The organism is Mesorhizobium comanense, from assembly GCF_005503535.1.
Lineage (GTDB): Bacteria > Pseudomonadota > Alphaproteobacteria > Rhizobiales > Rhizobiaceae > Mesorhizobium > Mesorhizobium comanense.
This window is the reverse complement of the sequence record NZ_SCNN01000018.1, coordinates 118,038-140,328: the sequence shown is the minus strand read 5'-3', so window position 1 is coordinate 140,328 and position 22,291 is coordinate 118,038. Positions and strand designations below refer to the sequence as shown.

The window sequence follows — 22,291 nt, the reverse complement described above, 5'->3', positions numbered from 1 at the left end:
TGCGCATGCCGGCCGGGACTGGATGCTGGCCCGTCGCACCAATAATGTCTCAGTCCGATGATGGTTCCGTGACTGTGTCACTTTTTTAAGAAATATTTGACGCCATGCGTTGCGAGCGGGCCAGCATCCAGTCCCGGCCGGCATGCGCAAACACGGCGCACAGCACGATCGCGCCTCCAATCATGCTGGCCTGTGGCGCGATCTCGCCCAGGAACAGGAAGGCGAACAGGACCGCGAACGGCACCTCGGCCGAGCCGAGCAGCCCGGATTCGGCGGCCGGGATGAGGCGCGCGCCTTCCGTCCACAGGATGGACGACAGCGCGAAGGAGGCGCCGAAGGTGGCAAGGAGGACGGCATCCCTTGATGAAACCGCCAGCGGATCGGTGACGAACCAGCCGAGCACGAACAGCAGGAAGGCCGAAACCGCGCCGGCCCACACCACGGGCGTATCGCGGAAGGCACGCACCATGATCATGTAGAGACCGCTGCCGATGGTCATCAGCAGCGCCAATCCATCGCCGAGGAGATGGCCCGAGCCGAAGCCGGACCAGACCATGATCGCCACGCCGCAAAGCGATACGGTGGCCGCGACCATCGTCTGCAAGCGGAACGGTTCACGCGTCAGGACCCAGGCCAGCAATGCGGTGACGAAAGGCGCGGTGGCGTAGATGACCGCGACATTGGCGACGAAGGTGAACTTGAACGCGGAAATGAAGGCGATGCTGGCCAAGGCCCCTTCCACCGCCAGCAGCCAGCCGCGCCAGCCGAGCCGCAGGCTCTCGCGCCCGCCGGAGCGCCGCCGCCGCCAAAACACGTAGAGTGCTATCAGGATCGAGCCGACAAAGCCGCGCCAGCAGATGATGGTCAGCGGGTCGGCGTGGATCGATTTGGTCAGCACGCCGGTCAGGGCAAAAACCGCGGCCGAGCACGACACCAGAATGATGCCCAAAGTGCGCTCGGCGACGGCTTCGGTAGTGTCGGTCACGTCAGTCATGACGACAGCCTACGCCGATCCATCCTGACATCGTAGCGTCAGCAGTGATGCCCATCACGCACGCTTGCGGAAATGTTCGCCGCCGACGATCAGCAGGCCGGCGGCGATGATGAGGGCGGCTCCCAGGAAAATCTCCCGGCGCGGCACGTCGCCCCAGATCGCGAAGCCGAGCGCGAACGCCCACAACAGCGAACTGTATTCAAGCGGGGCCAGGATCGATGCGGGCGTGCGCTTCATGCCTTCGAAGAGAAGATATTGCGCTAGGCCGCCGAGCGCGCCGACGCTGGCAAGGAGCAGCAATTGAGGCCAGCCCGGCATCTGCCACCAGAGTAAGGCGGGCGCGGCCGAAAACACCAGGAAATAGAAATTGTTGAGAACGAGCTGGATCATCGAGCGTTCTCTGAGCGCCGTCTTGCGCAACAGCACGATGGCGATGGCCCATAATAGAGCGGCCGTCAGCACCAGGAGCACCGGCACGGACAGGCCAAGACGGGTGGGATCGCAGGCAACGAAGACGCCGGCGAAGCCGACCAGCACCGCGAGCCAGCGTATGACCGGCACCTTTTCGCCGAGCAGGAACACCGAAAGCACGGTGACGATGATCGGAGCCGCGTAGTAGACTGTCGTCAGTTCCGCCAGTTGCAGGCTGCGGGCGGCGTTGTAGTAACAGAGCCAGGCAGCGAGCGTGAAAGCGCTTCGCACCAGCATGGGCCGCACGATCGGCGAGCGCACCGTGTCGGCAAACAATTGCCGTCCGCCGATCGCCGCGCAGGCGCCGAGAATGGTGATGCTGCGAAAGAACATGATCTGCCAGACGGTCATCGCGCCAACCAGCAACTTGATGGAAGCGTCCTGAGTCGAAAACAAAAGGTAAGCGGCGCCGGTCAGCAGGATGCCGGCAAAAACCTTTTCGCGAGATTCGAGAATGGCGATGTCGGCCATGAGGCGCGGGACCAGTATTGCGTGAAGCGGCATCGAGAGTGCGAGCGGCAACTCGAGGACTCTGGGAAATCAGGCCTCGGCAGCAAGCTATACGGGTGAAAGTCGCGACAGCGCTACGCCAGCCCTGGGCTTGCGTTGGGGCAGGGTGGGAAAGCCGGCCAAGGTGTGTCCCAAACCCCGCGCCGCCTGTCAGTTTGAACTTGCAACGGCTTGCGCTACTGTGGGCCGGAATGCAGTCGACCTTTTCCCTCGATCAGTTTGGGCGCTGGAGCGGTGGCGTGGCCGCCGCTGCCGTGGCAGCGACCCCCGAGGAATTGTCGGCCCGCTTCACGGCAGCCGCTCGGGTTTTGCTGGGTTCGGACCGTGTCTATGTCGGCTTCTATCGTCGCGACATCACGTCCCTGACCATTGACGATGCCGGGCCTGATCGCTGGAACCGGGACTACGATGCCCGTGTCTATCGCCAGGACCCGTTCTTCCAGAGGTTCGCCAGCACCAGGCAGGATTTCCTGTTGCCATTGTCGGCTCTCCGCGACCGCGACTTCCAGTTCACGCCCTATTATCGCGAGTTCTACGGCCCTTCCGACAGCTTCGACGAGATAACCGGCGTGTTCAACTTCGACAGGCTGACAGCGGGCTACATCACCTTTCTGCGGCGAAACGGGACACCGCCTTTCGGCGAGCAGGATCTGGCGATGGCCGGCGCGGCAAGCGGCGCGACGAAACTCATCTTGCAAAAGCTGCTTCATCTTTGCCGCTGCCGGGACAAGAGCGTTCTGGTTGGTGCGGCTCGATCACGGCTGAGCAGCCGCGAAAGCGAGATCGCCCGGCACCTGATCGATGGCGCCAATGCCAAGATCATTTCGCGCAGCCTCGCCATCTCGCCCGGCACCGTTCGCAACCATATCAAGCAGATCTATCGCAAGCTCGGCGTGCACTCGCAGGTCGAATTGCTGGCGACCATGCGCGAAGCCGCTGAGGACTGACGGTTTTCGCGCCGGTCTACTGTCCCGTTACGATGCGCGTCCACATGCGATTTTGTGATCGCAGCAGCTTCGCGTCGTTGTTGTCCACCACGAACAGCTTGGCCTTCACGGCAGCGGGCGGATAGACTCCTGGATCGCTGGCTATCGCCTTGTCCATCAGCGGCAAGGAAGCCGGTATCGCGTTGGCGTAGGAGACATAGCTTGAGTTGGCGGCGGCGATATCGGGCCGCAAATTGAAGTCGATCCAGGCCTGGCCATTGTCGGGATGGGGCGCATCTTTCGGCACTGCCATCGTGTCGAAGTTGATAAGTGTTCCTTCCCTGGGAATGGAATAGGCGATCTCCAGCTTCTTGGTGGATTCGGCGGCACGGGTCCTTGCCTGGAGTATGTCGCCTGACCAGCCCAACACCACGCAGATGTCCCCGTTCGCAAGGTCGTTGATGTATTTCGATGAGTGGAAATAGCGGATGTAGGGCCGCACCTTGCCCATCAATTCCTCGACCTTGCCAAGGTCGCCGGGGTTGGTCGACCTGGGGTCGATATGGAGATAGTTCATCGCCATCGGGATGACTTCAGCCGGGGCGTCGATCATGGCGACGCCGCAATCGGAAAGCTTCTTGACCACGTCGACGTCGAAGACCATTGCAAAGGAATCCGTCGGCGCGTCCGGCAGTCGCTGCTTGACCGCGGCGACGTTGTAGCCGATGCCGTCCGTGACGGCCATGTACGGCACCGCATGCAGGTTCCGCGGATCGGCTCCCGCGAGCAGGGAGAGGGCTTGCGGATCGATCTTGGAATGGTTCGCAAGCTTGGATCTGTCGAGTTCCCGGAAAGCGCCGGCCTTCACCTGGTTCTTCAGGAATGGATAAGCCGACGGATAGACCACGTCATATCCAGAGCCGCTGGTCAGCAGCTTCGTTTCGAGAACCTCGTTGCCGTCATAGACATCGTAGCGGACTTTGATGCCCGTCTCTTTCTCGAATTTCTCGGCCGTGTCTGGTGCGATGTAGTCGGACCAGTTGTAGACGTTGACCACTTTTTCCTCGTCTGCCAGCGCGGCGCCGGCGCAGCAGGCAAGTCCGGCAAGCAGGGTTGAGACGATCAAAGCGCGCATGAATGTCCTCCTTTTCGCTGATGGCTGACGACGATGGATCGCGCAGCATTGCGTTTCCGTGCTCTCGGCCGGTCTTGCCGGGATGCCCCGTTCCTCAGCGTCGGTGTGGTGCGTAGACCGGCAAGGTGATGCAGGCGACATTGCCGCCGCCGAGCAAGATTTCGCGAGAATTCTCGATGCCGATTATCTTGTGGTCGGGAAACAGCGTGGCCAACGTTTGCTTGGCCTTGGCGTCGAGATCGGAACCGAACTCCGGTACGACCACGACGCTGTTGCCCGGATAGTAATTGATGTAGCTCGCGGCGATCCGGTTTCCGGCCGGTCGCGCCCAGGTGGCGTCGAGCCGGTCCACGCTTTCGCTCTCATCCGGGGTCATCTCTATCGGCAAGGGATGGAGCAGCCGGTGGACCTCCAGGGCGCGGCCGCGCGCGTCGCGGGCCGAACGCAGCACCTCCTCGGCTTCCCGCACGATCTCATATTGCGGGTCGTCACGATTGTCGGTCCAGCTTAGCGCCACCACGCCGGGACGCACGAAGCAACAGACGTCGTCGACATGGCCGTCGGTCTCGTCGAAAGCAAAGCCGCGCGGCAACCAGATGATTGTGTCGACCCCGAGATAGTCGCCCAGCCGCCGCTCCACTTCGGCCTTGCCGAGATGGGCGTTGCGATTTGGATTGAGCAGGCATTGCTCGGTTGTGATCAAGGTGCCCTGACCGTCACATTGCAAGCCACCGCCCTCGGCGATCAGGGGCGCGCGGTAGCGATCCATCTTCTCGGTCTCAAGGACCTTTTGCGCCGCCAGGTCATCCAGGTCCCACGGTGCGTAGAGCCCGCCATCGAAACCGCCATAGGCGTTGAAGATCCAGTCGACGCCGCGCACGTCGCCATGGTCGTTGACGACGAAATTGGGGCCGCTGTCGCGCAGCCAGGAATCGTTGGTCGACATTTCCACGACCCGCACATGGCTAGGCAACCGCGCCCTGGCATTCTGCCATTGGCGGCTGGATGCCGCCACCGTCACCGGCTCGCTTTGCGCGATCGCGGCGGCGACAGTGGCGAACAGCTTCTGCGCCGGCTTGGCCCCCAGGCGCCAGGTGTCGGGGCGCTCAGGCCAGATCAGCCAGCAGCCCGATTTGGGTTCGAATTCGCCGGGTGCGCGAAACCCATCCTGTTTCGGCGTTGTCGAGAGGGTAAGTGGCATTGCGGATCACCGGAAATGGAACGACGACATTTGCCCGGATCAGACGGTTTCGGGGTCTCATCCGTCAATGTCCCATTTGGGATATCGGCGGCTCGCCGAGGGGACGAATATTGTTGCTTTCCAGCCTGATCGAGACAAATCTCGGCCGGGCCGCCTACGCCAACGCCAGAAACAGCCGACGAAAAGAGGTAACGAAATGGATGCCACCGACCTGAAGGCGATGCAGGCGCCTCTCAAGCAGGCCTATCGCGACGACGCCTCGCAGGCGTTGATCACACTGAGGGCGAAGGGCTCGATCGACGACCAGTCGATAGCGTGCAAGGTGGATACGGGGAGGGCCCTCGCGATCGCCGGCCTGCATCCGGCGACGGGCGGCTCCGGGCTCGAGCTCTGTTCGGGGGACATGCTGCTCGAGGCCTTGGTGGCCTGCGCCGGCGTGACGTTGAAGGCGGTGGCGACGGCGCTCGAGTTCAAGCTCGGCGCGGCCACCGTGGAAGCCGAGGGTGATCTTGATTTTCGTGGGACGCTTGGTGTCGCCAAGGATGCGCCGGTCGGCTTTCGTGCCATCCGGCTCAATTTCAGTCTCGATACCGACGAACCGCAGGAGCGCATCGATTCGCTGTTGAAGCTGACAGAACGCTACTGCGTGGTGTTCCAGACCATCAACCAGAAGCCTGAATTAGCGGTCAGCGCAAGGCGTTGAAAGACAGAGACCCGCAGCCATCGGCTGCGGGTCTCTGTATTTGATATCTACTGCGCTGCCGGCTCTTCGGCGTCGCCCTCGTCGGTGAAGGGAGAGGCGCTCGGAACGCACTGCAGCGACCAGCCGGTCGGAGTGGGCTGCTTCTGATATTCCGTGATCGCGGCTGTGCACTGTTCGCGCTTGTCGAAGGTGCTGGGCAGCACCACCATGCCTCCCTGCGGGCCGGCGATTACAAGGTACCAGACCAACGCTGCGGTTGTAGCCATGAGGATGTCCTTCTTCTGCCCGGTTCGGGCGCCTGTTGCGGGAGTCGTTGTGATCCTACCAACTCCGTCGAAATGACGAAAGCATGACCGCCGCGCCGCTTTTACCCCTCGGATCACAGCCGCGTGATCGTCCGGCGAATTCCCGAACCCCTCGCTGCTGCGGCGTCTCAGTCGGTGGCGAAGCAATAATACAGGCCGTCGCCCCCGGTGCCCTTCAAGGCTTCCTGGCTGCAGCCACCCCGCGAGGCATGCGAAGAGTTCCACGATTTCGCCGCGGCCGAATCGTCCAGCCCCGTGCGGTCGTGATGGCCCATCATCGCGGCACCTTTGGCGCCGCTCATCGTCCAGTCGCCGCAGGTCTGGTCGGCGATCCGGGTGCCGTCAGGCTTTGAGCCGGTCAGCATGTCGTGACGGTTCGGCGTGTCGCCACGGCCGTTAATCACTTCACCTTTTTCGGTGAGCGCCGTCTGCTTGGTAATGCTGTTGGCGTCGCTGTGAAGCGATGCGACATCGTCAGCTATCTTTTCACCCTTGGCGTTGAACCACGGACCCTTGCCGATGCGATCGCGTGCGTCTTCGGTGCTGGTCGACAGGTAGGCGGCCCAGCTTTTGCCCGTGACCCCGGCGGCTTCGGCCAGCGAAGCGCAATGCGCATCGGCGCCCTTGAGGCCGCCGAGATCCGCACCTTTGCCCGATCCGACGCTGGTGACGAAGAAACTCATCTTGGCGTCTTGCGAAAAGGCCGTGCCGGCCGTGGTGGCCAGCGCAGCCGTGATGGCGGTGGCGGCAACGAGAAGAAGTCTGCGCATGTCGATCCTCCGGTTTCGAATGTCCTACGTCAGGAAAACGTAGCCGGAGGTGTTTTTAATCCGCCTGGAACACAAGTTTATTCCGGCTGCCGATAGGTGACGAAGCGGTTGTGCTTTGCCTGGAAGATCAGTCCGGTCTCTTTCAGGTCGGGGCTCGCCAAGGGCACGATGCGCCGGGCGATCTCGGAAGGATGCGGCAGCGTATCGGGATCCTCGCCGGGTACGGCCTGCGCCCGCATCGCCGTGCGGGTCGCGCCGGGATCGGCGGCATTGACGCGCAACGGCAGGCTTTGCGTCTCATGCGCCCAGGAGCGCATCATGGTCTCGACCGCCGCCTTGGAGGCAGCGTAAGGCGCCCAGAAGGCACGTGCCGAATGCGCGGCGTTGGACGACATGATGATGGCCCGGCCGGCATCCGAGAGCCTGAGCAGCGGGTCGACCGAGCGGATCAGCCGCCATGTCGAGGTGACGTTGATGGTCATCACCTTCTCGAAGGTCTTGGCCTCGACATGGCCGATCGGCGAGATGACGCCGAGCACGCCGGCATTGGCGACGAGAATGTCGAGCTTGCCCCAGCGCTCATGGATCGCGCCGCCCAGCCGGTCGATGCCCGCCATATCGGCGAGGTCGAGCGGCACCAGCGTCGCCTGGCCGCGGCCATCCGCCTTGATCGCATCGTCGAGCTCTTCCAGGCCACCCACCGTGCGGGCGACGGCGATCACATGGGCTCCGGCGGCGGCCAGCTCCCTGGCGATGAAATAACCGATGCCGCGCGAGGCGCCGGTGACGACCGCGACGCGGCCGGTAAGGTCGAGGGCAGGGGTCAACGGGTAGCTCCGAAGGTTGGTGCTTTATGTCGGACTTGGCTCTGCCTCTTCAACCTGCGTGATTGGCGAAAGCCGACATGAAAGCACAATCTCCCCCCTTGCGGGGGAGATGTCCGGCAGGACAGAGGGGGGTGTGAAGGATCGCCGACTTTCGAAATGAGCCTACCGAGAAAGCGAACCGGGTTAACTGGGTGGTTGCGATTGATTGACAGGTTGGACGGACAGCACCCCCCCTCTGCCCTGCCGGACATCTCCCCCGCAAGGGGGGAGATCGGATGCTTCACCGGTTTCGCCAATCACAGTTGCAACAAGGCCTTACGCCCCGCTCGTCGCCAGCAGCGAGAGCGTGCGCACATTGTCGTGGCCTTCGAAGTCGAGCAGCCGGGTCGGATACTGGCCGGTGAAGCAGGCATCGCAGAACTGCGGCTGTTCGTCGTTTCGACCGGCCTCGCCGACGGCGCGGTAGAGCCCGTTGATCGACAGGAAGCCGAGCGAGTCGACACGGATGAATTCGGCCATCTCCTGCACCGACATGCGCGAAGCCAGCAGCTTCGACTTTTCCGGCGTGTCGACGCCGTAGAAGCAAGAGGCGCTGGTCGGCGGCGATGCGATGCGCATGTGCACTTCCCTGGCGCCAGCGTCACGCACCATCTGCACGATCTTCTGGCTGGTGGTGCCACGCACGATGGAATCGTCGACCAGCACCACGCGCTTGCCCTCGATCATGCGCCGGTTGGCGTTGTGCTTCAGCTTGACTCCCATATGGCGGATGGAATCGCCGGGCTGGATGAAGGTGCGCCCGACATAGTGGTTGCGGATGATGCCGAGTTCGAAGGGAATGCCGGCCGCCTGGCTGAAACCGATCGCGGCGGGAGTGCCGGAATCCGGCACCGGCACGACGATGTCGGCCTCGACCGGGTTTTCCTGCGCCAGTTCGGCGCCGATGCGCTTGCGCACCTCGTAGACGTTGCGGCCTTCGACCGAGGAGTCCGGGCGGGCGAAGTAGACATATTCGAAGATGCAGAAGCGGGTCTTCTGCGGTTCGAACGGAAACAGGCTTTCAATGCCCTTCGACGTGACGACGACCATCTCGCCGGGCTTCAGGTCGCGCACGAAACGCGCGCCGATAATGTCGAGCGCGCAGGTCTCGGAGGCGAGAATCCAGGCGCCGTCGAGATCACCCAGCACCAGCGGGCGGATACCGAGCGGATCGCGGCAGCCGATCATCTTCTTGGCCGTCATCGCCACCAGCGAGAAGGCGCCCTCGACCTGCCGCACGGCGTCGATGAAGCGCGAGTTGAGGTCGCGCTCCTTGCTGGTCGCAACCAGGTGCAGGAGCGTCTCGGTGTCGGAGGTGGAGGAGAAGATCGCGCCTTGCTTCTGCAGCGCGCGCTGCACCGTCATGGCGTTGGTGAGATTGCCATTGTGGGCGACGGCAAAGCCGCCATCGGCAAGCTCGGCGAAGAAAGGCTGGATGTTGCGCATGCCGGCGCCGCCGGTCGTGGCGTAGCGCGTGTGGCCGATGGCGCGGTTGCCTTGCAGGCTGTCGATGACACGCTGCTTGGTGAAGGTGTCGCCGATCAGGCCGACATGGCGTTCGACATGGAACTGGGTGCCGTCGTAGGAAACGATGCCGGCCGCTTCCTGGCCGCGATGCTGCAACGCATGCAGGCCAAGCGTCACGATTGCCGCCGCGTCCTGCCGGCCGAAAATGCCGAATACGCCGCATTCGTCGTGGAAATGATCGTCGGCCTCGGCGGAAAGCACGTCGTCTGCGTCTGCCATCTTAAGCTCCGCTAAAAGCGCCATATAAGGCTAGCGCGCGTCGAAAGCAACGCGCGCCATGAGTCGTTCACACGATCATCCGCCTCGGCGTCAGTTCGCCGGCGCCGGTGCCGGCGCGGGCGCCGGCGCCGGCTTGGCGGTGTTGTCGGCAGGGCCGGCATCATTGTCGTCGGCCGCCGGTGCGTTGGCGTCGTCACCACCAGTCGGAGCATCGGCGGCTGGCGCGTCCGGAGCGGGAGTGCCGGTGGCCGGCTGATTCGGATTGAGCTTCTTGAGGATGACGTTTTCCGGATCCTCGGGCAGCAGGCTTTGCAGCTTGGCGCCGATCTGTTCCAGCAGCGGCCGCGACTTGGCGTCGGCGACCCATGCCGGTGCCTTGGCGCCGGCCAGCCAGTTGAAGAACAGCAGCGCCACGGCGACGACCAGGACGCCGCGCGCGGCGCCGTAGAGGAAGCCCAGCGTGCGGTCGAGCGCGCCGATGCGGGAATCGATGATCCAGTCGGCGAGCTTCATGGTGATGACGGAGACGACGATGAGCGCGATGATGAAGACGGCGCCGGCGGAGGCCGCCATCGCGATCTTCTCGTTCTCGATATAGGGCTTCAGATAGGGCAGCACCGGCTTGTAGAAGAAGAAAGCCGCCGCCGCGGCCGCAGCCCACGACACGACCGAGAGGACCTCGCGTGAAAAACCACGAACCATGGCGAGCATCGCCGAGACCAGGGTGAAGCCGACGAGAATTCCGTCAAGCAGCGTAATCGGCATGTCTTTCGCCCCACTCCGATCTGTTCTTTACGGCTCGGCGAGCCGCGTCACTCTTCGTCGCCGGCACGGCTGCGCCGTGAGCCGGCTATGCGCGCCACGAGGTCGGCGAGCTCGGTGGGCTGGAAAGCGCCGGCCCCGATCCCTCCAGCAAGTTCCTCGCTGCCCAAGGGCAGAACCGCGCTACCAAAACCCAGCTTTTCGGCTTCCTTGAGGCGCTGCTGCGCATGCGCAACAGGCCTTATCGCGCCCGAAAGGCTGATTTCGCCGAAATAGACGCAATCGGCGGGAAGGGCAAGACCGGTGAGCGAGGAAACCAGAGCGGCCGCGACCGCCAGATCGGCGGCCGGCTCGCTGATGCGATAGCCGCCGGCGACGTTGAGATAGACGTCATGCTGCCCGAAGCGAACGCCGCAATGCGCTTCCAGAACGGCCAGCACCATGGACAGCCGCGCGCCGTCCCAGCCGACGACGGCGCGGCGCGGCGTGCCCAGCGAGGAGGGCGCCACCAGGGCCTGGATTTCGACCAGCACGGGTCTTGTGCCTTCCATGCCGGCGAAAACGGCCGCGCCCGGCGATTTTGCGTGCCGCTCGCCGAGAAACAGTTCCGACGGATTGGAGACTTCACGCAGGCCCTTGTCGGACATCTCGAAGACGCCGATTTCGTCCGTCGGCCCGAAGCGGTTCTTCACCGTGCGCAGGATGCGGTAGTGATGGCCGCCTTCGCCCTCGAAATAGAGCACGCCATCCACCATGTGCTCGACCACACGCGGCCCCGCGATCTGGCCTTCCTTGGTGACATGGCCGACGAGCACGATCGCGGCGCCTGTGGATTTCGCATAGCGGATCATCGCCTGCGCGGCGGCGCGCACCTGGGTGACGGTGCCCGGTGCCGAATCGGCAAGGTCGGTCCACAGCGTCTGGATCGAATCGAGTATGACCAGATCCGGTCGCTTGCCGTCGGCGATGGTGGCCAGGATATCCTCGACATTGGTTTCCGCCGCCAGTTCGACCGGTGTCGAGGCGACGCCGAGGCGCTGTGCTCTCAGCCTGATCTGGGCGACGGCTTCCTCACCCGAGACATAGACGATGCGGTGGCCCTTGGAGGCGAGGGCGGCTGCGGCCTGGGTAAGAAGCGTCGACTTGCCGATACCGGGATCGCCGCCCACCAGAAGCGCGGAGCCACGCACGAAGCCGCCGCCGGTGGCACGGTCGAGCTCGCCGATGCCGGAGATGATGCGCGGCGCGTCCTCGATGTCGCCGTCAAGGCTGGTGAGCACCACGGCGCGGCCCTTGCGGGCATTGCGCGTGTTGGCCGGCCCGGAGCCGATGCCCCCGGACGTGCCTTCCTCGACGAGCGTGTTCCACTCGCCGCACGCATCGCACTTGCCGGCCCAGCGCTGATGCACGGACCCGCAATTCTGGCAGATGAACTGGATGCGCGATTTGGCCATCAGTTGCGCGCCGATCGCGGGTTGCCGGGGTGGGCCAACAGCTACTCGAACCTTTCAGCGATATGATGCTCTTCCGCCAGGTCGGAGAAGCGGGTGAATTCGCCGTGGAAGGCGAGCGTGACCGTGCCCGTCGGCCCGTGGCGCTGCTTGGCCACGATGACTTCGGCCTTGCCGCGCATTTCGTTCATCTCGTTTTCCCACTTGACGTATTCCTCTGTGCCGAGCTTCGGCTCACGGTTCTTGAGGTAATACTCCTCGCGGTAGACGAAGATGACGACGTCGGCGTCCTGCTCGATCGAACCGGATTCGCGCAGATCCGACAGCTGCGGGCGCTTGTCGTCGCGGCTTTCGACCTGACGCGACAGCTGCGACAGCGCGATGATCGGCACCGCGAGTTCCTTGGCCAGCGCCTTCAGGCCGGTGGTGATCTCGGTGATTTCCTGCACGCGGTTCTGTGATGCCTTGGCGGAAGAGCCCTGCATCAGCTGGATATAGTCGATGACGATCAGGTCGAGGCCGCGCTGGCGTTTCAGGCGACGCGCGCGGGCGGACAGCTGCGCGATGGAGATGCCGCCGGTCTGGTCGATGAACAGGGGAATCTTCTGCATGGTCTGCGAGCAGGCGACCAGCTTTTCGAAATCCATTTCGCTGATCTCGCCGCGGCGGATCTTCGAGGAGGAGATTTCCGTCTGTTCGGAAATGATACGGGTTGCGAGCTGTTCCGATGACATTTCCAGCGAGAAGAAGCCGACGACGCCGCCATTGGCGGCCTTGAACGAGCCGTCTGCCTGCTGCGCCGGCACGTAGGCCTCGGCGACATTGAAGGCGATGTTGGTGGCGAGCGACGTCTTGCCCATGCCTGGACGGCCGGCGAGCACGATAAGGTCGGACGATTGCAGGCCACCCATGCGGCGGTCGAGGTCGCGCATGCCCGTGGCAAGCCCCGACAGGCCGCCATCACGCATATAGGCGGCGTTGGCCATGTCGACGGCGGTCTTGACGGCGTCGGTGAAGCTCTCGAAACCGCCATCATAGCGACCGGTTTCGGCCAGTTCGAACAGGCGGCGCTCGGCGTCCTCGATCTGCTCGGAAGGCGCCATGTCCACCGGTGCGTCATAGGCGATGTTGACCATGTCCTCGCCGACGGTGATCAGCGCGCGTCGCGTCGCCAGGTCATAGATGGCGCGGCCATAGTCGGTCGCATTGACGACGGTGACGGCTTCGACGGCCAGCCGCACGATATATTGCGCCACCGTCATGTCGCCGACTTTCTCGTCGGCCGGCAGGAAGGTCTTCAAGGTGATAGGCGTCGCCACCTTGCCCATGCGGATCAGTTCGGCCGCGATCTCGAAGATCCTGCGGTGCAACGGTTCGTAAAAATGGTTCGGCTTCAGGAAATCGGAGACACGGTAGAAGGCATCATTGTTGACAAGGATCGCCCCGAGCAGCGCCTGCTCGGCCTCGATGTTGTTCGGTGCCTCGCGATAAAGCGGTTGCTCCGCCACGCCGAATTTTCGCGCTGCCTCTGCCATGATGTCCCCGATTTCGATCCCGGCTTTTTCGATATCAGAACGACGCGGAACCGTGCTGACCTTTCTGCATCACCGCACGACCAAGCAGCCTTGATGCCCGTTGTTCACAGGGGACGGCAACCGTCCACAGGACAGTGTTCCTGTGTCTCGATTCCGGTTGACTCGACAAGCGCTGATTCTTACGCCAGGCCTTGGAACGAAGCAAGAACAATCAGGCGGGCCCGTGGTCCAGGGCGTCACCCCAGTCCAGGCGTCGGGCGAGCCGGAACAGTTCGCCATCCCGTTTGGTGAAGAGTGTCTCGCCGGCGCCCCCACCAGGCTCGCAAAGCTTCAACAACACCTTGCCCGAGCCGGATTTGGGCGGCGCGACGACCCGCGCCGCACGCATGGCGGCCGGTTGGCGGGAGGCGGCGACATAGATGAATTTCTCGTCCTCCCACGGCACCTCGGCATCCTTGGCCAGCCGATGCAGGCGCGAGCGGGCGACGCGGCGTGAAAAATGGCACCAGTCGGGCGCGATAAGCGGGCAGGGCGCCTCGTGCGGGCAAGGCGCCAGCACATGCGCGCCGGCCGCGATCAATTGCGCGCGCACGGCAAGAATTCGCTGCCAGCCGGCCGGCGTGCCTGGCTCGACGATCAACAATGTGTCCGTGGTGAGATGCCATAGCCGATCAACCATTTTGGGCAGCGATGCCGACGCGATTTCGTCCAGCACATAGGCGCAGGTGACGAGGTCCGCTGGCTGGAAGCCGGCCAGGTCTATCGTGACATCGCCGGCCTGCCACAAGGTCCGGGCCTTGATGGCGTCGGCGGCCAGCGTCTCGCCGACCTTGCGCACCGCGGCACTGGCTTCGAGCAGGACCGCGGCTTCGAGTTCGGGCCACAGGTCCATTGTGGCCCAAAGCACCGTACCAGGGCCGGCGCCGACATCGAGCAAGGTCTTCGGCATGAAATCCGGCCGGGCGTCGTTCAGGGCGTCGAGACTGGCGCGCACCGCCGCGTAGGTCGCCGGCAGTCGTGTCGCCAGATAGGCCCTGACGGCCATGTCCTGCGCCATGTGGAGACGCCCGTCGCGCAGCTCCGCGCGGTAGCGGTCGGAGAGGGTTTTCGCCGCCTGTTTGAGCTCGGGCAGCGATACGCTTTCGAGGATGTGGTCGACGGCCTGTCTCAGCGGCGCGGGCAACTCCATCGTTCAGGCTCCGCGCGGGGCGAGCAGGATCACCGAGGCGCCGGCCACGCAGAGCATCGCGCCGGCGAGGTCCCACCGGTCGGGGCGCACGCCTTCCACCAGCCACAGCCAGCCGAGAGAGGCGGCGATGTAGATGCCGCCATAGGCTGCATAGGCGCGGCCGGCCGCATCGGTATCGACCAGTGCCAGCAGCCAGGCGAAGGCGAGCAGCGAAATCAATCCCGGCGCCAGCCAAAGCGCCGACTTGTCCAGCTTCCACCAGGCCCACACCGAAAAACAGCCGGCGATCTCGGCAAGCGCTGCGGCGCCATACAGGAGATAAGTCATGGAAAAGGCCTCGCGACGATCACGAGGCCTTTTTCGGGGCAGGGGCCTGCGAAGGCAAGCGCCAATGGCGAAAGTCTAAGTGTTTCTATTCCGCCACTTTGCGTCGGCGGGCGGGCTTGGCCGGCTTCTCGACGGGAGCTGCCTCGCGGTGGCCCATGTCGCGCATCTCCAGCGCCTTCTCGCATTTGGCCATGTAGTCGCGCGTCACCGGCAGCGTGTCGTTCTTCTTGGCGATCTGGAACTGGAAGATGACCAGGTCCTGCCAGCGGAAGGCGGCTTCCGAAGCGGCCAGATAGAATTCCCACATGCGGCAGAAACGTTCGTCGTAGATCGCCTTGGCCTTGTCGCGGTTGGCGGCGAAGCGCTGGCCCCAGTGCTTCAGCGTATCGGCGTAGTGGAGCCGCAGGACTTCGACGTCGGTGACGACGAGGCCGGATTTCTCGATCGCCGGCAGCACCTCCGACATCGCCGGGATATAGCCGCCCGGGAAGATGTATTTGCGGATGAAGGCGCTGGTCGCCCACGGCACGCCCGAGCGGCCGATCGTGTGCAGGAGCATGACGCCGTCCGGCTTCAGAAGCGTTGCCGCCTTGTCGAAGAAGGTGCGGAAGTGATTGACGCCGACATGTTCGAACATGCCGACCGAGACGATGCGGTCGAAGCGTTCGTTGAGTTCGCGGTAGTCCTTCAGCTCGAAATGGACGTGGTTCTCGAGCCCTTGCGCGTGGGCGCGGTCGGTGGCGACGCCGTGCTGTTCGGTCGACAGCGTCACGCCCTGAACGTCGACGTCGAACGCCTTGGCGAGATACAGGCCGAGCCCGCCCCAGCCGGAGCCGATGTCGAGCACCGTCTGGCCGGCCTTCAGCCTGAGCTTGGCGGCGATATGCCGCTTCTTGGCCGCCTGCGCCTCGTCCAGCGTCATGTCCGGTTGCTCGAAATAAGCGCAGGAATATTGCATGTCCTCGTCGAGGAAGAGCCGGTAGAGATCGCCCGACAGATCATAGTGGCGCTGCACGTTGCGCCGCGAGCGCGATGCGGTGTTGATCTGCTGCAGGCGACGGAAGGCATGGCGCAGGCCCTCGATGGCTTTCGACCATGTCGCGTCGATGCCGCCGCTGCCCATGTTCTGGAAGGCAATGCGCATCAGGCCGAGCGCGCCGCCTTCGAGAATGTCGAGTTCGCCGTCCATGTAGGACTCCGGCACCGCCAGCATGGGGTCGAACGTGATCGCACGTTCGGCGTGCCTGGTCTTGATGTGCAGATGCACCGGCTCGCCGCTGCCGTCGCCGAACACGAATGTCGAGCCTTTCGGCCCGGTTACCCGCAGATTGCCCGAGCGAACCAGGCGGTCGAGTACGCGCTTCAACAGAATATTCATGACCAAATGTCCCCTCAGTCGGACCATCCGGTGACCGGACCGGCATTGCCAAATCAAAGTGTCGCAGCCATCGCCCGCGTCCAATCGACGCGCCGCGCTGCAATGTGCACAAGATATAGGGTCTCGAAAAGTTCCGTTTGGCACAAAAAAGCCCGGGTCGAAGACCCGGGCGTTGGTCCAGAAATTCCGGAGGCCAGAAATTCTGCGGATTTGTGGGCCGGACGGGTGTCCGGCCGGTTTTGTCAGGCGTTCTCTTCGCCGTCGAACTCGGCATTCGGGTCGAAGAAGTTTTCCGGCCGCGCATTGTCGTTGATGTCGTCGCCGTAGATGGCTTCAGCGGTGGTCAGCGTCTCGCCCTTCGCCTGGCGCTCGGCTTCGTCGGCCGTGCGGGCGATGTTGAGCGTGATGGTGACCTCGACTTCCGGATGCAGCGCGATCGCCACATTCGTGAGACCGATGGTCTTGATCGGCTGGTTGAGCTGGATCTGGTTGCGGTTGACCGTGAAACCCTCGGCCGTCAGCAGGTCGGCGATGTCGCGGGTCGAAACCGAACCGTAGAGCTGGCCGGTCTCGCCGGCCGAGCGCACGGCGATGAAGCTCTTGCCGTCGAGCTTTTCGGCGACCTGGGCGGCTTCCGACTTGCGCTCGAGATTACGGGCTTCGAGCTGGGCGCGCTGGCCTTCGAACTTCTTCTTGTTGGCTTCGTTGGCGCGCAGCGCCTTTCCCTGCGGCAGCAGGAAATTTCGGGCAAAGCCGTCCTTGACCTTGACGGTGTCGCCCATTTGGCCGAGGCGGGAAACGCGTTCGAGAAGAATGACTTCCATGGTTTTGTTCCTTTCAGGTTGTGCGCCAATCCGGGGATCGGCGCCAAATTCGGAACAGGTCAGGAAGCTCGGGCGCCGCGGCGCCGGTGTCGCTGTCCTGCCTGTTCAGGCAGTTAGGATTTCTTGTGAAACCCAACTCGGGATTTTGGTTAGAACCGGCCGCGCCCGTCGCGATCAGTGGAAAGGCGGGCGGCAAACCGCCCGCCTGGATACGAATTAGCGGACCACGTAGGGCAGCAGGCCAAGGAAGCGGGCGCGCTTGATCGCCTTGGCGAGTTCGCGCTGCTTCTTCTGGCTGACGGCGGTGATGCGCGACGGCACGATCTTGCCGCGCTCGGAGATGTAGCGCTGCAGCAGGCGCACGTCCTTGTAATCGATCTTGGGCGCGTTGGCGCCGGAGAACGGGCAGGTCTTGCGGCGGCGGTGGAACGGGCGCCGGGTCGGGATCTGGTTGATGTCGACCATTATTCTGCACCCCCTTCAAAGCCTTCGCGCGGACGGCGCGGACCACGGTCGCCGCCTTCGCGGTCACCGAACGAACGCGGGCCACGATCGCCACGGTCGCCGAAGCTGCGCGCCGGACGATCGCCACGGTCACGGTCGCCGAAGCCGCCACGCTCGGAGCGCTCTTCGCGCTTCTGCATCATGGCCGACGCGCCTTCCTCATGCGCCTCGACCTTGATGGTCAGGAAGCGCAGCACGTCCTCGGACAGACCCATCTGGCGCTCCATTTCATTGAGAGCGGCCGGCGGGCAGGTGAGGTCCATCAGCGTGTAGTATGCCTTCCGGTTCTTGTTGACCCGGTAGGTGAGGGACTTCAGTCCCCAGTTCTCGACCCGGCCGACGGAGCCGCCATTCGCTGCGATGACGCCCTTGTACTGTTCGACAAGCGCATCGACCTGCTGCTGCGAGAGGTCCTGCCGGGCAAGAAACACATGTTCGTAAAGAGCCATTATGTCTGGTGCCTTTCTTCGTTTCTCTCCCGGTTCCCGGCGGCAAAAGCCTCTGCAACTTCTCTGATCCGCTGAGCCTCGAAGGAGGGGCGGAGAAGAAAGGAGCATGACGAGACGGTCGAGAGCGGAGACACGGGAGGCGGAAGCACTTCTGGCTTCACACGAAGGTTTCGAAACCTCCGGCCCTCCGTTCAGCCCCCAGCTGGGACCGGCAGATTGGCGGCGTCTATACAGCAATCCTTCGATAAGGCAAGGGCAGGCGGCGGTTCAATGTCGCGCGACCTTCGAAAATCGGCCGCCGGCACCGGCAATCGGGCGATTTCCCGGCAACTTGCCCTTAACCACAATGTCAGGTTGTGCGGGGTTGAGGCCGGACGTCAACGGTCGATTCATCATGAAAGGCGCAAAAGTCCGGATAAACCGCGCATGACAGGCGGCAGGCATTTCCGGGGGTAAGGATGCTTCTCAAGAACTTCTGGCGCTCCAGGAGCGGCAATTTCGCATTGTTGCTCGGTCTTGGCCTGCCGGCAATCCTGTCGGCCGTCGCCTTCGCGGTCGACGTCTCTACCATCATGCGTGCGAAGAGCAACCTGCAGAATGCACTCGACTCCGCTAATCTTGCCTCCTCGCATCTGGGCGATCTCGACATCACCCGCACCGACGCCTTCAATCGCTATTTTCAGGCCAATATCACCGGGCATGGCGAACTTGCCAACGCACAGGCGACGCTGACCGTCGACAAGGGCGTCAATTACATCAAGACAAAGGCGGTCGCCTCGGCGGACGTCAATCTGAACTTCGCCTTTCTGTTCGGCCAGAACAAGCATATCGTGGTCGATGCCTCGGCCGTCGAATCCAACAATCAGCTGGAAGTCGTGCTGGTTCTGGACAACACCGGCTCGATGGCAGGTGCCCGCATGACCGCCCTGAGAGCGGCGACGAAGTCGTTGCTGGATACGCTTGAGGCGACGAAATCGCCGACGCGTCAAGTCCGCGCCTCGCTGGTTCCGTTCGTCACCGCCGTCAATGTCAACGGCGATGGGTTCGATCCGTCCTGGATCGACATGGATGGCAAGTCCTCCACCAACGGCATCAATTTTCCGCTCATCGACGGCAAGCGCCCGAACCACATGGCACTGTTCAGGCAGCTTGGCTTGAAAGGCGGCTGGAACGGCACCGGGTGGAAGGGCTGCGTCGAAGCGCGGCCCGGCACCTACAACATCTCCGACACGCCGCCCGATCCGTCCAAGCCCGACACGCTGTTCGTGCCGTATTTCGCTCCGGACGATCCCGCGCCGGCGACGAAGCCTTCGGGTTCCTACGGGAACTCGGCCACGGGCTACAACAACTCCTATCTCGACGACACGATTGACAAGAACAAGCTCAAGCAGGCCGGGGTCAACGTCCTGGGCATCGACCTCAGCGGACTGCTCGGGGGCGTGATCGATGCGCTGTTGGCCGCCGATCTGGAAAAGGTCGCCAAATACGTGGCCTCGACGAACCAGATTGTCACCGAAACCGCCACTGCGATCACCGTTGGACCCAACCGCTCCTGCCCGACCCCTGTCGTTCCCCTGACCGACGATTTCGACAAGCTTCGCAAGGCGGCCAGCCAGATGACGGAATGGAACGGCTCCGGCACCAATGTGTCGGAAGGTTTGGCGTGGGGCATGCGGGTGCTGTCGCCCGGTGCGCCCTATACGGACGGTGCGCCGTTCAAGACGGCGGGCGTCAGCAAGATCGTCATGCTGCTGACCGATGGCGAGAACGTCGTCTATGGCGCCAGCAACCAGCCGACCAAGTCCGACTACACGTCCTATGGATACCTGGCTGGCGGCCGCTTCGGGTCGGATAATCAGACGACGGCGGCACGCAATGTCGACGGCTGGACCAAGAGCGTGTGTACACAGTTGAAGAATCAGGGTGTGCAAATCTACACGATGGTGCTGCAGTCAGACACCGCCGCCAACCGCGCGCTTTACAGCGCATGTGCCTCGGACCCGAGCGGATACTACGCGGTCAACGACCCGGCAAAGCTGCCGAACGTCTTTCAGCAGATCGCCAACAAGTTCTCGAAGCTGCAATTGACGAATTGAGCGTTGAATCCAGAAAGCCTGGCGGAAGCGTGACGTACGTCGCGGCTCAGCTCGTATGGGCGACGATCTTGTCGACCGTCTCGGGGAAGAAGTCGGGCGCCGCATGGCGCTTTCCGAACATCATGTCGTACTGGATAAGCCGGAAATCGCTGATCGCCGGGTCTATCTCCTTCTGGCGCGACCAATCGGTCGTGGCCTGGCCTGCCGGCGTCAGCAGCATGTTGCGATCGACCACCCGGTAGCGCTCCCGCATCTCGCCCAGGAAGCCCGTGTAGTAGGGATGGGTGATGCCCGCGGCGGTGAGTATGTGATAGGGCAGGAATGCCGGGCTCACCGTGCCGAGGCCCCCGACCGGGCCGGAGCGGTTCGACCAGATGACCAGCGGGGTCTCGTGGTGTTCGAGCGCTGCCTCCGGCGTCGGTTCCTTGCGCGGCGCGACATTGTCCTTCAGGAAGCCGGTCTCGACATAGACCGGTCCGAGCGGCGGCAGATGGTCGCCGAAGAAGGCAACGATCGTTGGCCGCTCACGTGTCTTTGCCCATTCGATCAGGCGCTGCAGACCGCGATCCGCGTCGGCCGCCCCCTCGGCGTAGGAGAGCAGCGAAGCACGCGCCCATTGGCTGATCGGCGCTTCCACGGAATGGGTGGGGTTTTCGTAGCGGTTCGGTTCGTAGGGTCCGTGGTTCTGCAGGCTGACGGCGAAGAAGAATACCGGATCGTCGCTGGCGTCCGCCTCGCGAATGATCTCGTCGGTCATCGACGCGTCAGACGCCAGCGGCCCGCGCTTTTCCATCGGCGGCAGGGTCTCTTCCGACTTGAAATCGCTGAAACCGAAATCGGCGTACACCGCACCGCGATTCCAGAACCAGTTGGTGCCCGGATGGATGGCGCGCGCCCGATAGCCTTCGCTCTTCAGGAAGGTGGCCATCGATGGCGTCGGCGTGCGTACATATTGCTGGTAGGGAATGCTGCCGGCGGGCAGGAAAGCATTCGAGAAGCCGGTCAGCGCCTCGAATTCGATGTTGGCGGTCATGCCGCCGAATTCGGGTGAGAACATCGAACCTGAACGCAGCGCCCGCACCGTCGGAATGGGGTCCGGCGTGATGGAAACGCCGGGCAGCTTGGTGGGATCCCAGAAGGATTCGCTCATGACCACGATGATGTCGGGCCGTTCGTCGGGCACCGACGCGGCCGTCTGCGGTCGCTCGATCGAGGCGATCGTCTTTTCCGAGTAGCCTGATGGTGCCGTGACATGCGCCATCGGAACGTTGAGGGCGAAGGCCAGCGCGAACCCGTTGGAGGCATAGTTCTCCTTCTGGTCCCACATCATCGGGATGATCTGCAGACGGTCCCGTGTCCACGAGAAGGTGGCGTAGTCCATGATCGAGACGAAGAAGGCGAGCAGCGGCACCGCCAGCGCCAGCCGGGCAAGGCGTCCCTTGTGGCTCAGCGCCGGAACCCTGCGGCGCCACAGGCGCCATCCGTAGACAAGCAGCGAAAGGCCGGCGACGATGCCGGCCACCATTGCCAGCGCCGTCATTGGCCGGTCACGCACCAGAAGCGGCAACAGGGCGAATATCTGGCGGGCGTAGAGAAAATCGGTCGGATAGAGCGGGTCGCCGAGATAATGTGACTTCTGGTGCCCGACAAAGGCCAGGCTCAGGGTCAAGGGCGCGACGATCATCAAGCTCTGGTGGCTGCGCCCGAGAATGGCGTCGAGGCCGATCAGGATGAGCGCGAACACGATGATCGTTGTCCAGCCGGGCTTGAGCGGCTGCAGGAAGAAGGAAGCGGTGCCGGCGACATCGCCGCGCACGATCAGTTCTATCGCGAAAACCAGGACAGCCGCGATTGCAAGGCTTATCAGCCCGTACCGCAGGACAGGCCATCTGCGGCCCGGCAAGTAGCCGGTGGACGGATCGTCCTCCAGGAATTGCGGGACGGCATTGCCGGCGCGTTTCGAACTCTTGGCCACCTTAACTTCCCCACCCAGTGACAAGCGCGTCACTCGATTGTCATCAAACTGTCATGCAAAGTTAGCGCCTGTAGCGGAAATAAGAAGAGCCAGCAAACGATTCGTGAGCGGCTTTCATCAGGATTGATCGCCAAAAAGCCCTTTTGGAACAGGCACTCCGCGCATGGTTGCGGT

The 22,291-nt window shown here is 63.4% G+C and carries 21 protein-coding genes; 3 read left to right on the top strand and 18 right to left on the bottom strand.

The genetic code is table 11. The features are described from left to right. Positions 1–85 precede the first annotated feature (85 nt). Together FFS37_RS26080 and FFS37_RS26075 are read right to left on the bottom strand one after the other, a co-directional pair. Positions 86–994 (bottom strand): DMT family transporter, encoded by a 909-nt coding sequence (locus FFS37_RS26080; protein WP_137933840.1) that lies wholly within the window; start codon positions 992–994, stop codon positions 86–88. 54 nt (positions 995–1,048) lie between these two features. After that, positions 1,049–1,936 carry a DMT family transporter gene (locus FFS37_RS26075; protein ID WP_137933852.1) on the bottom strand — a complete coding sequence of 296 codons (888 nt, stop codon included), beginning with the start codon at positions 1,934–1,936 and terminating at the stop codon, positions 1,049–1,051. Between the two features lie 278 nt (positions 1,937–2,214). Here FFS37_RS26075 and FFS37_RS26070 point away from each other — a divergent pair, with 278 nt between their 5' ends. Next, positions 2,215–2,922 (top strand): helix-turn-helix transcriptional regulator, encoded by a 708-nt coding sequence (locus FFS37_RS26070; protein WP_232375771.1) that lies wholly within the window; start codon positions 2,215–2,217, stop codon positions 2,920–2,922. A 16-nt stretch (positions 2,923–2,938) separates the two neighbouring features. On the opposite strand, the gene FFS37_RS26065 is transcribed toward FFS37_RS26070, so the two are convergent. Next, positions 2,939–4,036: a polyamine ABC transporter substrate-binding protein gene (locus tag FFS37_RS26065; protein ID WP_137933838.1), complete on the bottom strand. Its 1,098-nt coding sequence runs from the start codon at positions 4,034–4,036 to the stop codon at positions 2,939–2,941. Between the two features lie 94 nt (positions 4,037–4,130). Continuing rightward, positions 4,131–5,237, bottom strand: coding sequence for an agmatine deiminase (gene aguA / locus FFS37_RS26060; protein WP_137933837.1), 1,107 nt, complete (start codon positions 5,235–5,237; stop codon positions 4,131–4,133). 196 nt (positions 5,238–5,433) lie between these two features. Here aguA and FFS37_RS26055 point away from each other — a divergent pair, with 196 nt between their 5' ends. Beyond that, the gene (locus tag FFS37_RS26055; RefSeq protein ID WP_137933836.1) at positions 5,434–5,940 is read left to right on the top strand and encodes an OsmC family protein; all 507 of its coding nucleotides are present in this window, start codon (positions 5,434–5,436) and stop codon (positions 5,938–5,940) included. 47 nt (positions 5,941–5,987) lie between these two features. On the opposite strand, the gene FFS37_RS26050 is transcribed toward FFS37_RS26055, so the two are convergent. The 13 genes from FFS37_RS26050 to rpsF form a co-directional block, all read right to left on the bottom strand. Continuing rightward, a complete protein-coding gene (locus FFS37_RS26050; RefSeq protein ID WP_137933835.1) occupies positions 5,988–6,206 on the bottom strand; it encodes a hypothetical protein in 219 nt (72 codons plus the stop codon). Between the two features lie 167 nt (positions 6,207–6,373). After that, positions 6,374–7,015 carry a hypothetical protein gene (locus FFS37_RS26045; protein ID WP_137933834.1) on the bottom strand — a complete coding sequence of 214 codons (642 nt, stop codon included), beginning with the start codon at positions 7,013–7,015 and terminating at the stop codon, positions 6,374–6,376. A 77-nt stretch (positions 7,016–7,092) separates the two neighbouring features. Beyond that, positions 7,093–7,842: an SDR family NAD(P)-dependent oxidoreductase gene (locus FFS37_RS26040; RefSeq protein ID WP_137933833.1), complete on the bottom strand. Its 750-nt coding sequence runs from the start codon at positions 7,840–7,842 to the stop codon at positions 7,093–7,095. A 315-nt stretch (positions 7,843–8,157) separates the two neighbouring features. After that, on the bottom strand, positions 8,158–9,627 hold the full coding sequence (gene purF, locus FFS37_RS26035) for an amidophosphoribosyltransferase (protein WP_137933832.1): 1,470 nt from the start codon (positions 9,625–9,627) through the stop codon (positions 8,158–8,160). A gap of 90 nt (positions 9,628–9,717) precedes the next feature. After that, complete coding sequence (locus tag FFS37_RS26030; protein ID WP_137933831.1) at positions 9,718–10,392, bottom strand: CvpA family protein; 675 nt, start codon at positions 10,390–10,392, stop codon at positions 9,718–9,720. A gap of 47 nt (positions 10,393–10,439) precedes the next feature. Further along, positions 10,440–11,843 carry a DNA repair protein RadA gene (radA, locus tag FFS37_RS26025; RefSeq protein WP_137933830.1) on the bottom strand — a complete coding sequence of 468 codons (1,404 nt, stop codon included), beginning with the start codon at positions 11,841–11,843 and terminating at the stop codon, positions 10,440–10,442. A gap of 41 nt (positions 11,844–11,884) precedes the next feature. Then, positions 11,885–13,375 carry a replicative DNA helicase gene (locus FFS37_RS26020; protein ID WP_137933829.1) on the bottom strand — a complete coding sequence of 497 codons (1,491 nt, stop codon included), beginning with the start codon at positions 13,373–13,375 and terminating at the stop codon, positions 11,885–11,887. 211 nt (positions 13,376–13,586) lie between these two features. Then, on the bottom strand, positions 13,587–14,564 hold the full coding sequence (locus FFS37_RS26015; protein WP_137933828.1) for a small ribosomal subunit Rsm22 family protein: 978 nt from the start codon (positions 14,562–14,564) through the stop codon (positions 13,587–13,589). 3 nt (positions 14,565–14,567) lie between these two features. Continuing rightward, the gene (locus FFS37_RS26010; RefSeq protein WP_137933827.1) at positions 14,568–14,891 is read right to left on the bottom strand and encodes a YnfA family protein; all 324 of its coding nucleotides are present in this window, start codon (positions 14,889–14,891) and stop codon (positions 14,568–14,570) included. Between the two features lie 85 nt (positions 14,892–14,976). Beyond that, positions 14,977–16,269 carry an SAM-dependent methyltransferase gene (locus tag FFS37_RS26005; RefSeq protein ID WP_137933826.1) on the bottom strand — a complete coding sequence of 431 codons (1,293 nt, stop codon included), beginning with the start codon at positions 16,267–16,269 and terminating at the stop codon, positions 14,977–14,979. Positions 16,270–16,511: 242 nt separating this feature from the next. Next, positions 16,512–17,093 (bottom strand): 50S ribosomal protein L9, encoded by a 582-nt coding sequence (rplI, locus tag FFS37_RS26000; RefSeq protein ID WP_137933825.1) that lies wholly within the window; start codon positions 17,091–17,093, stop codon positions 16,512–16,514. Positions 17,094–17,309: 216 nt separating this feature from the next. Further along, positions 17,310–17,558 carry a 30S ribosomal protein S18 gene (gene rpsR, locus FFS37_RS25995; RefSeq protein ID WP_006203718.1) on the bottom strand — a complete coding sequence of 83 codons (249 nt, stop codon included), beginning with the start codon at positions 17,556–17,558 and terminating at the stop codon, positions 17,310–17,312. Next, on the bottom strand, positions 17,558–18,046 hold the full coding sequence (gene rpsF / locus FFS37_RS25990; RefSeq protein ID WP_137933824.1) for a 30S ribosomal protein S6: 489 nt from the start codon (positions 18,044–18,046) through the stop codon (positions 17,558–17,560). Before rpsF ends, rpsR begins: the two co-directional genes overlap by 1 nt. 458 nt (positions 18,047–18,504) lie before the next feature. Here rpsF and FFS37_RS25985 point away from each other — a divergent pair, with 458 nt between their 5' ends. After that, positions 18,505–20,142 (top strand): pilus assembly protein, encoded by a 1,638-nt coding sequence (locus FFS37_RS25985; RefSeq protein WP_137933823.1) that lies wholly within the window; start codon positions 18,505–18,507, stop codon positions 20,140–20,142. A 46-nt stretch (positions 20,143–20,188) separates the two neighbouring features. Here FFS37_RS25985 and FFS37_RS25980 read toward each other — a convergent pair whose 3' ends face one another. Further along, a complete protein-coding gene (locus FFS37_RS25980) occupies positions 20,189–22,141 on the bottom strand; it encodes an LTA synthase family protein (protein ID WP_137933851.1) in 1,953 nt (650 codons plus the stop codon). Between the last annotated feature and the right edge of the window lie 150 nt (positions 22,142–22,291).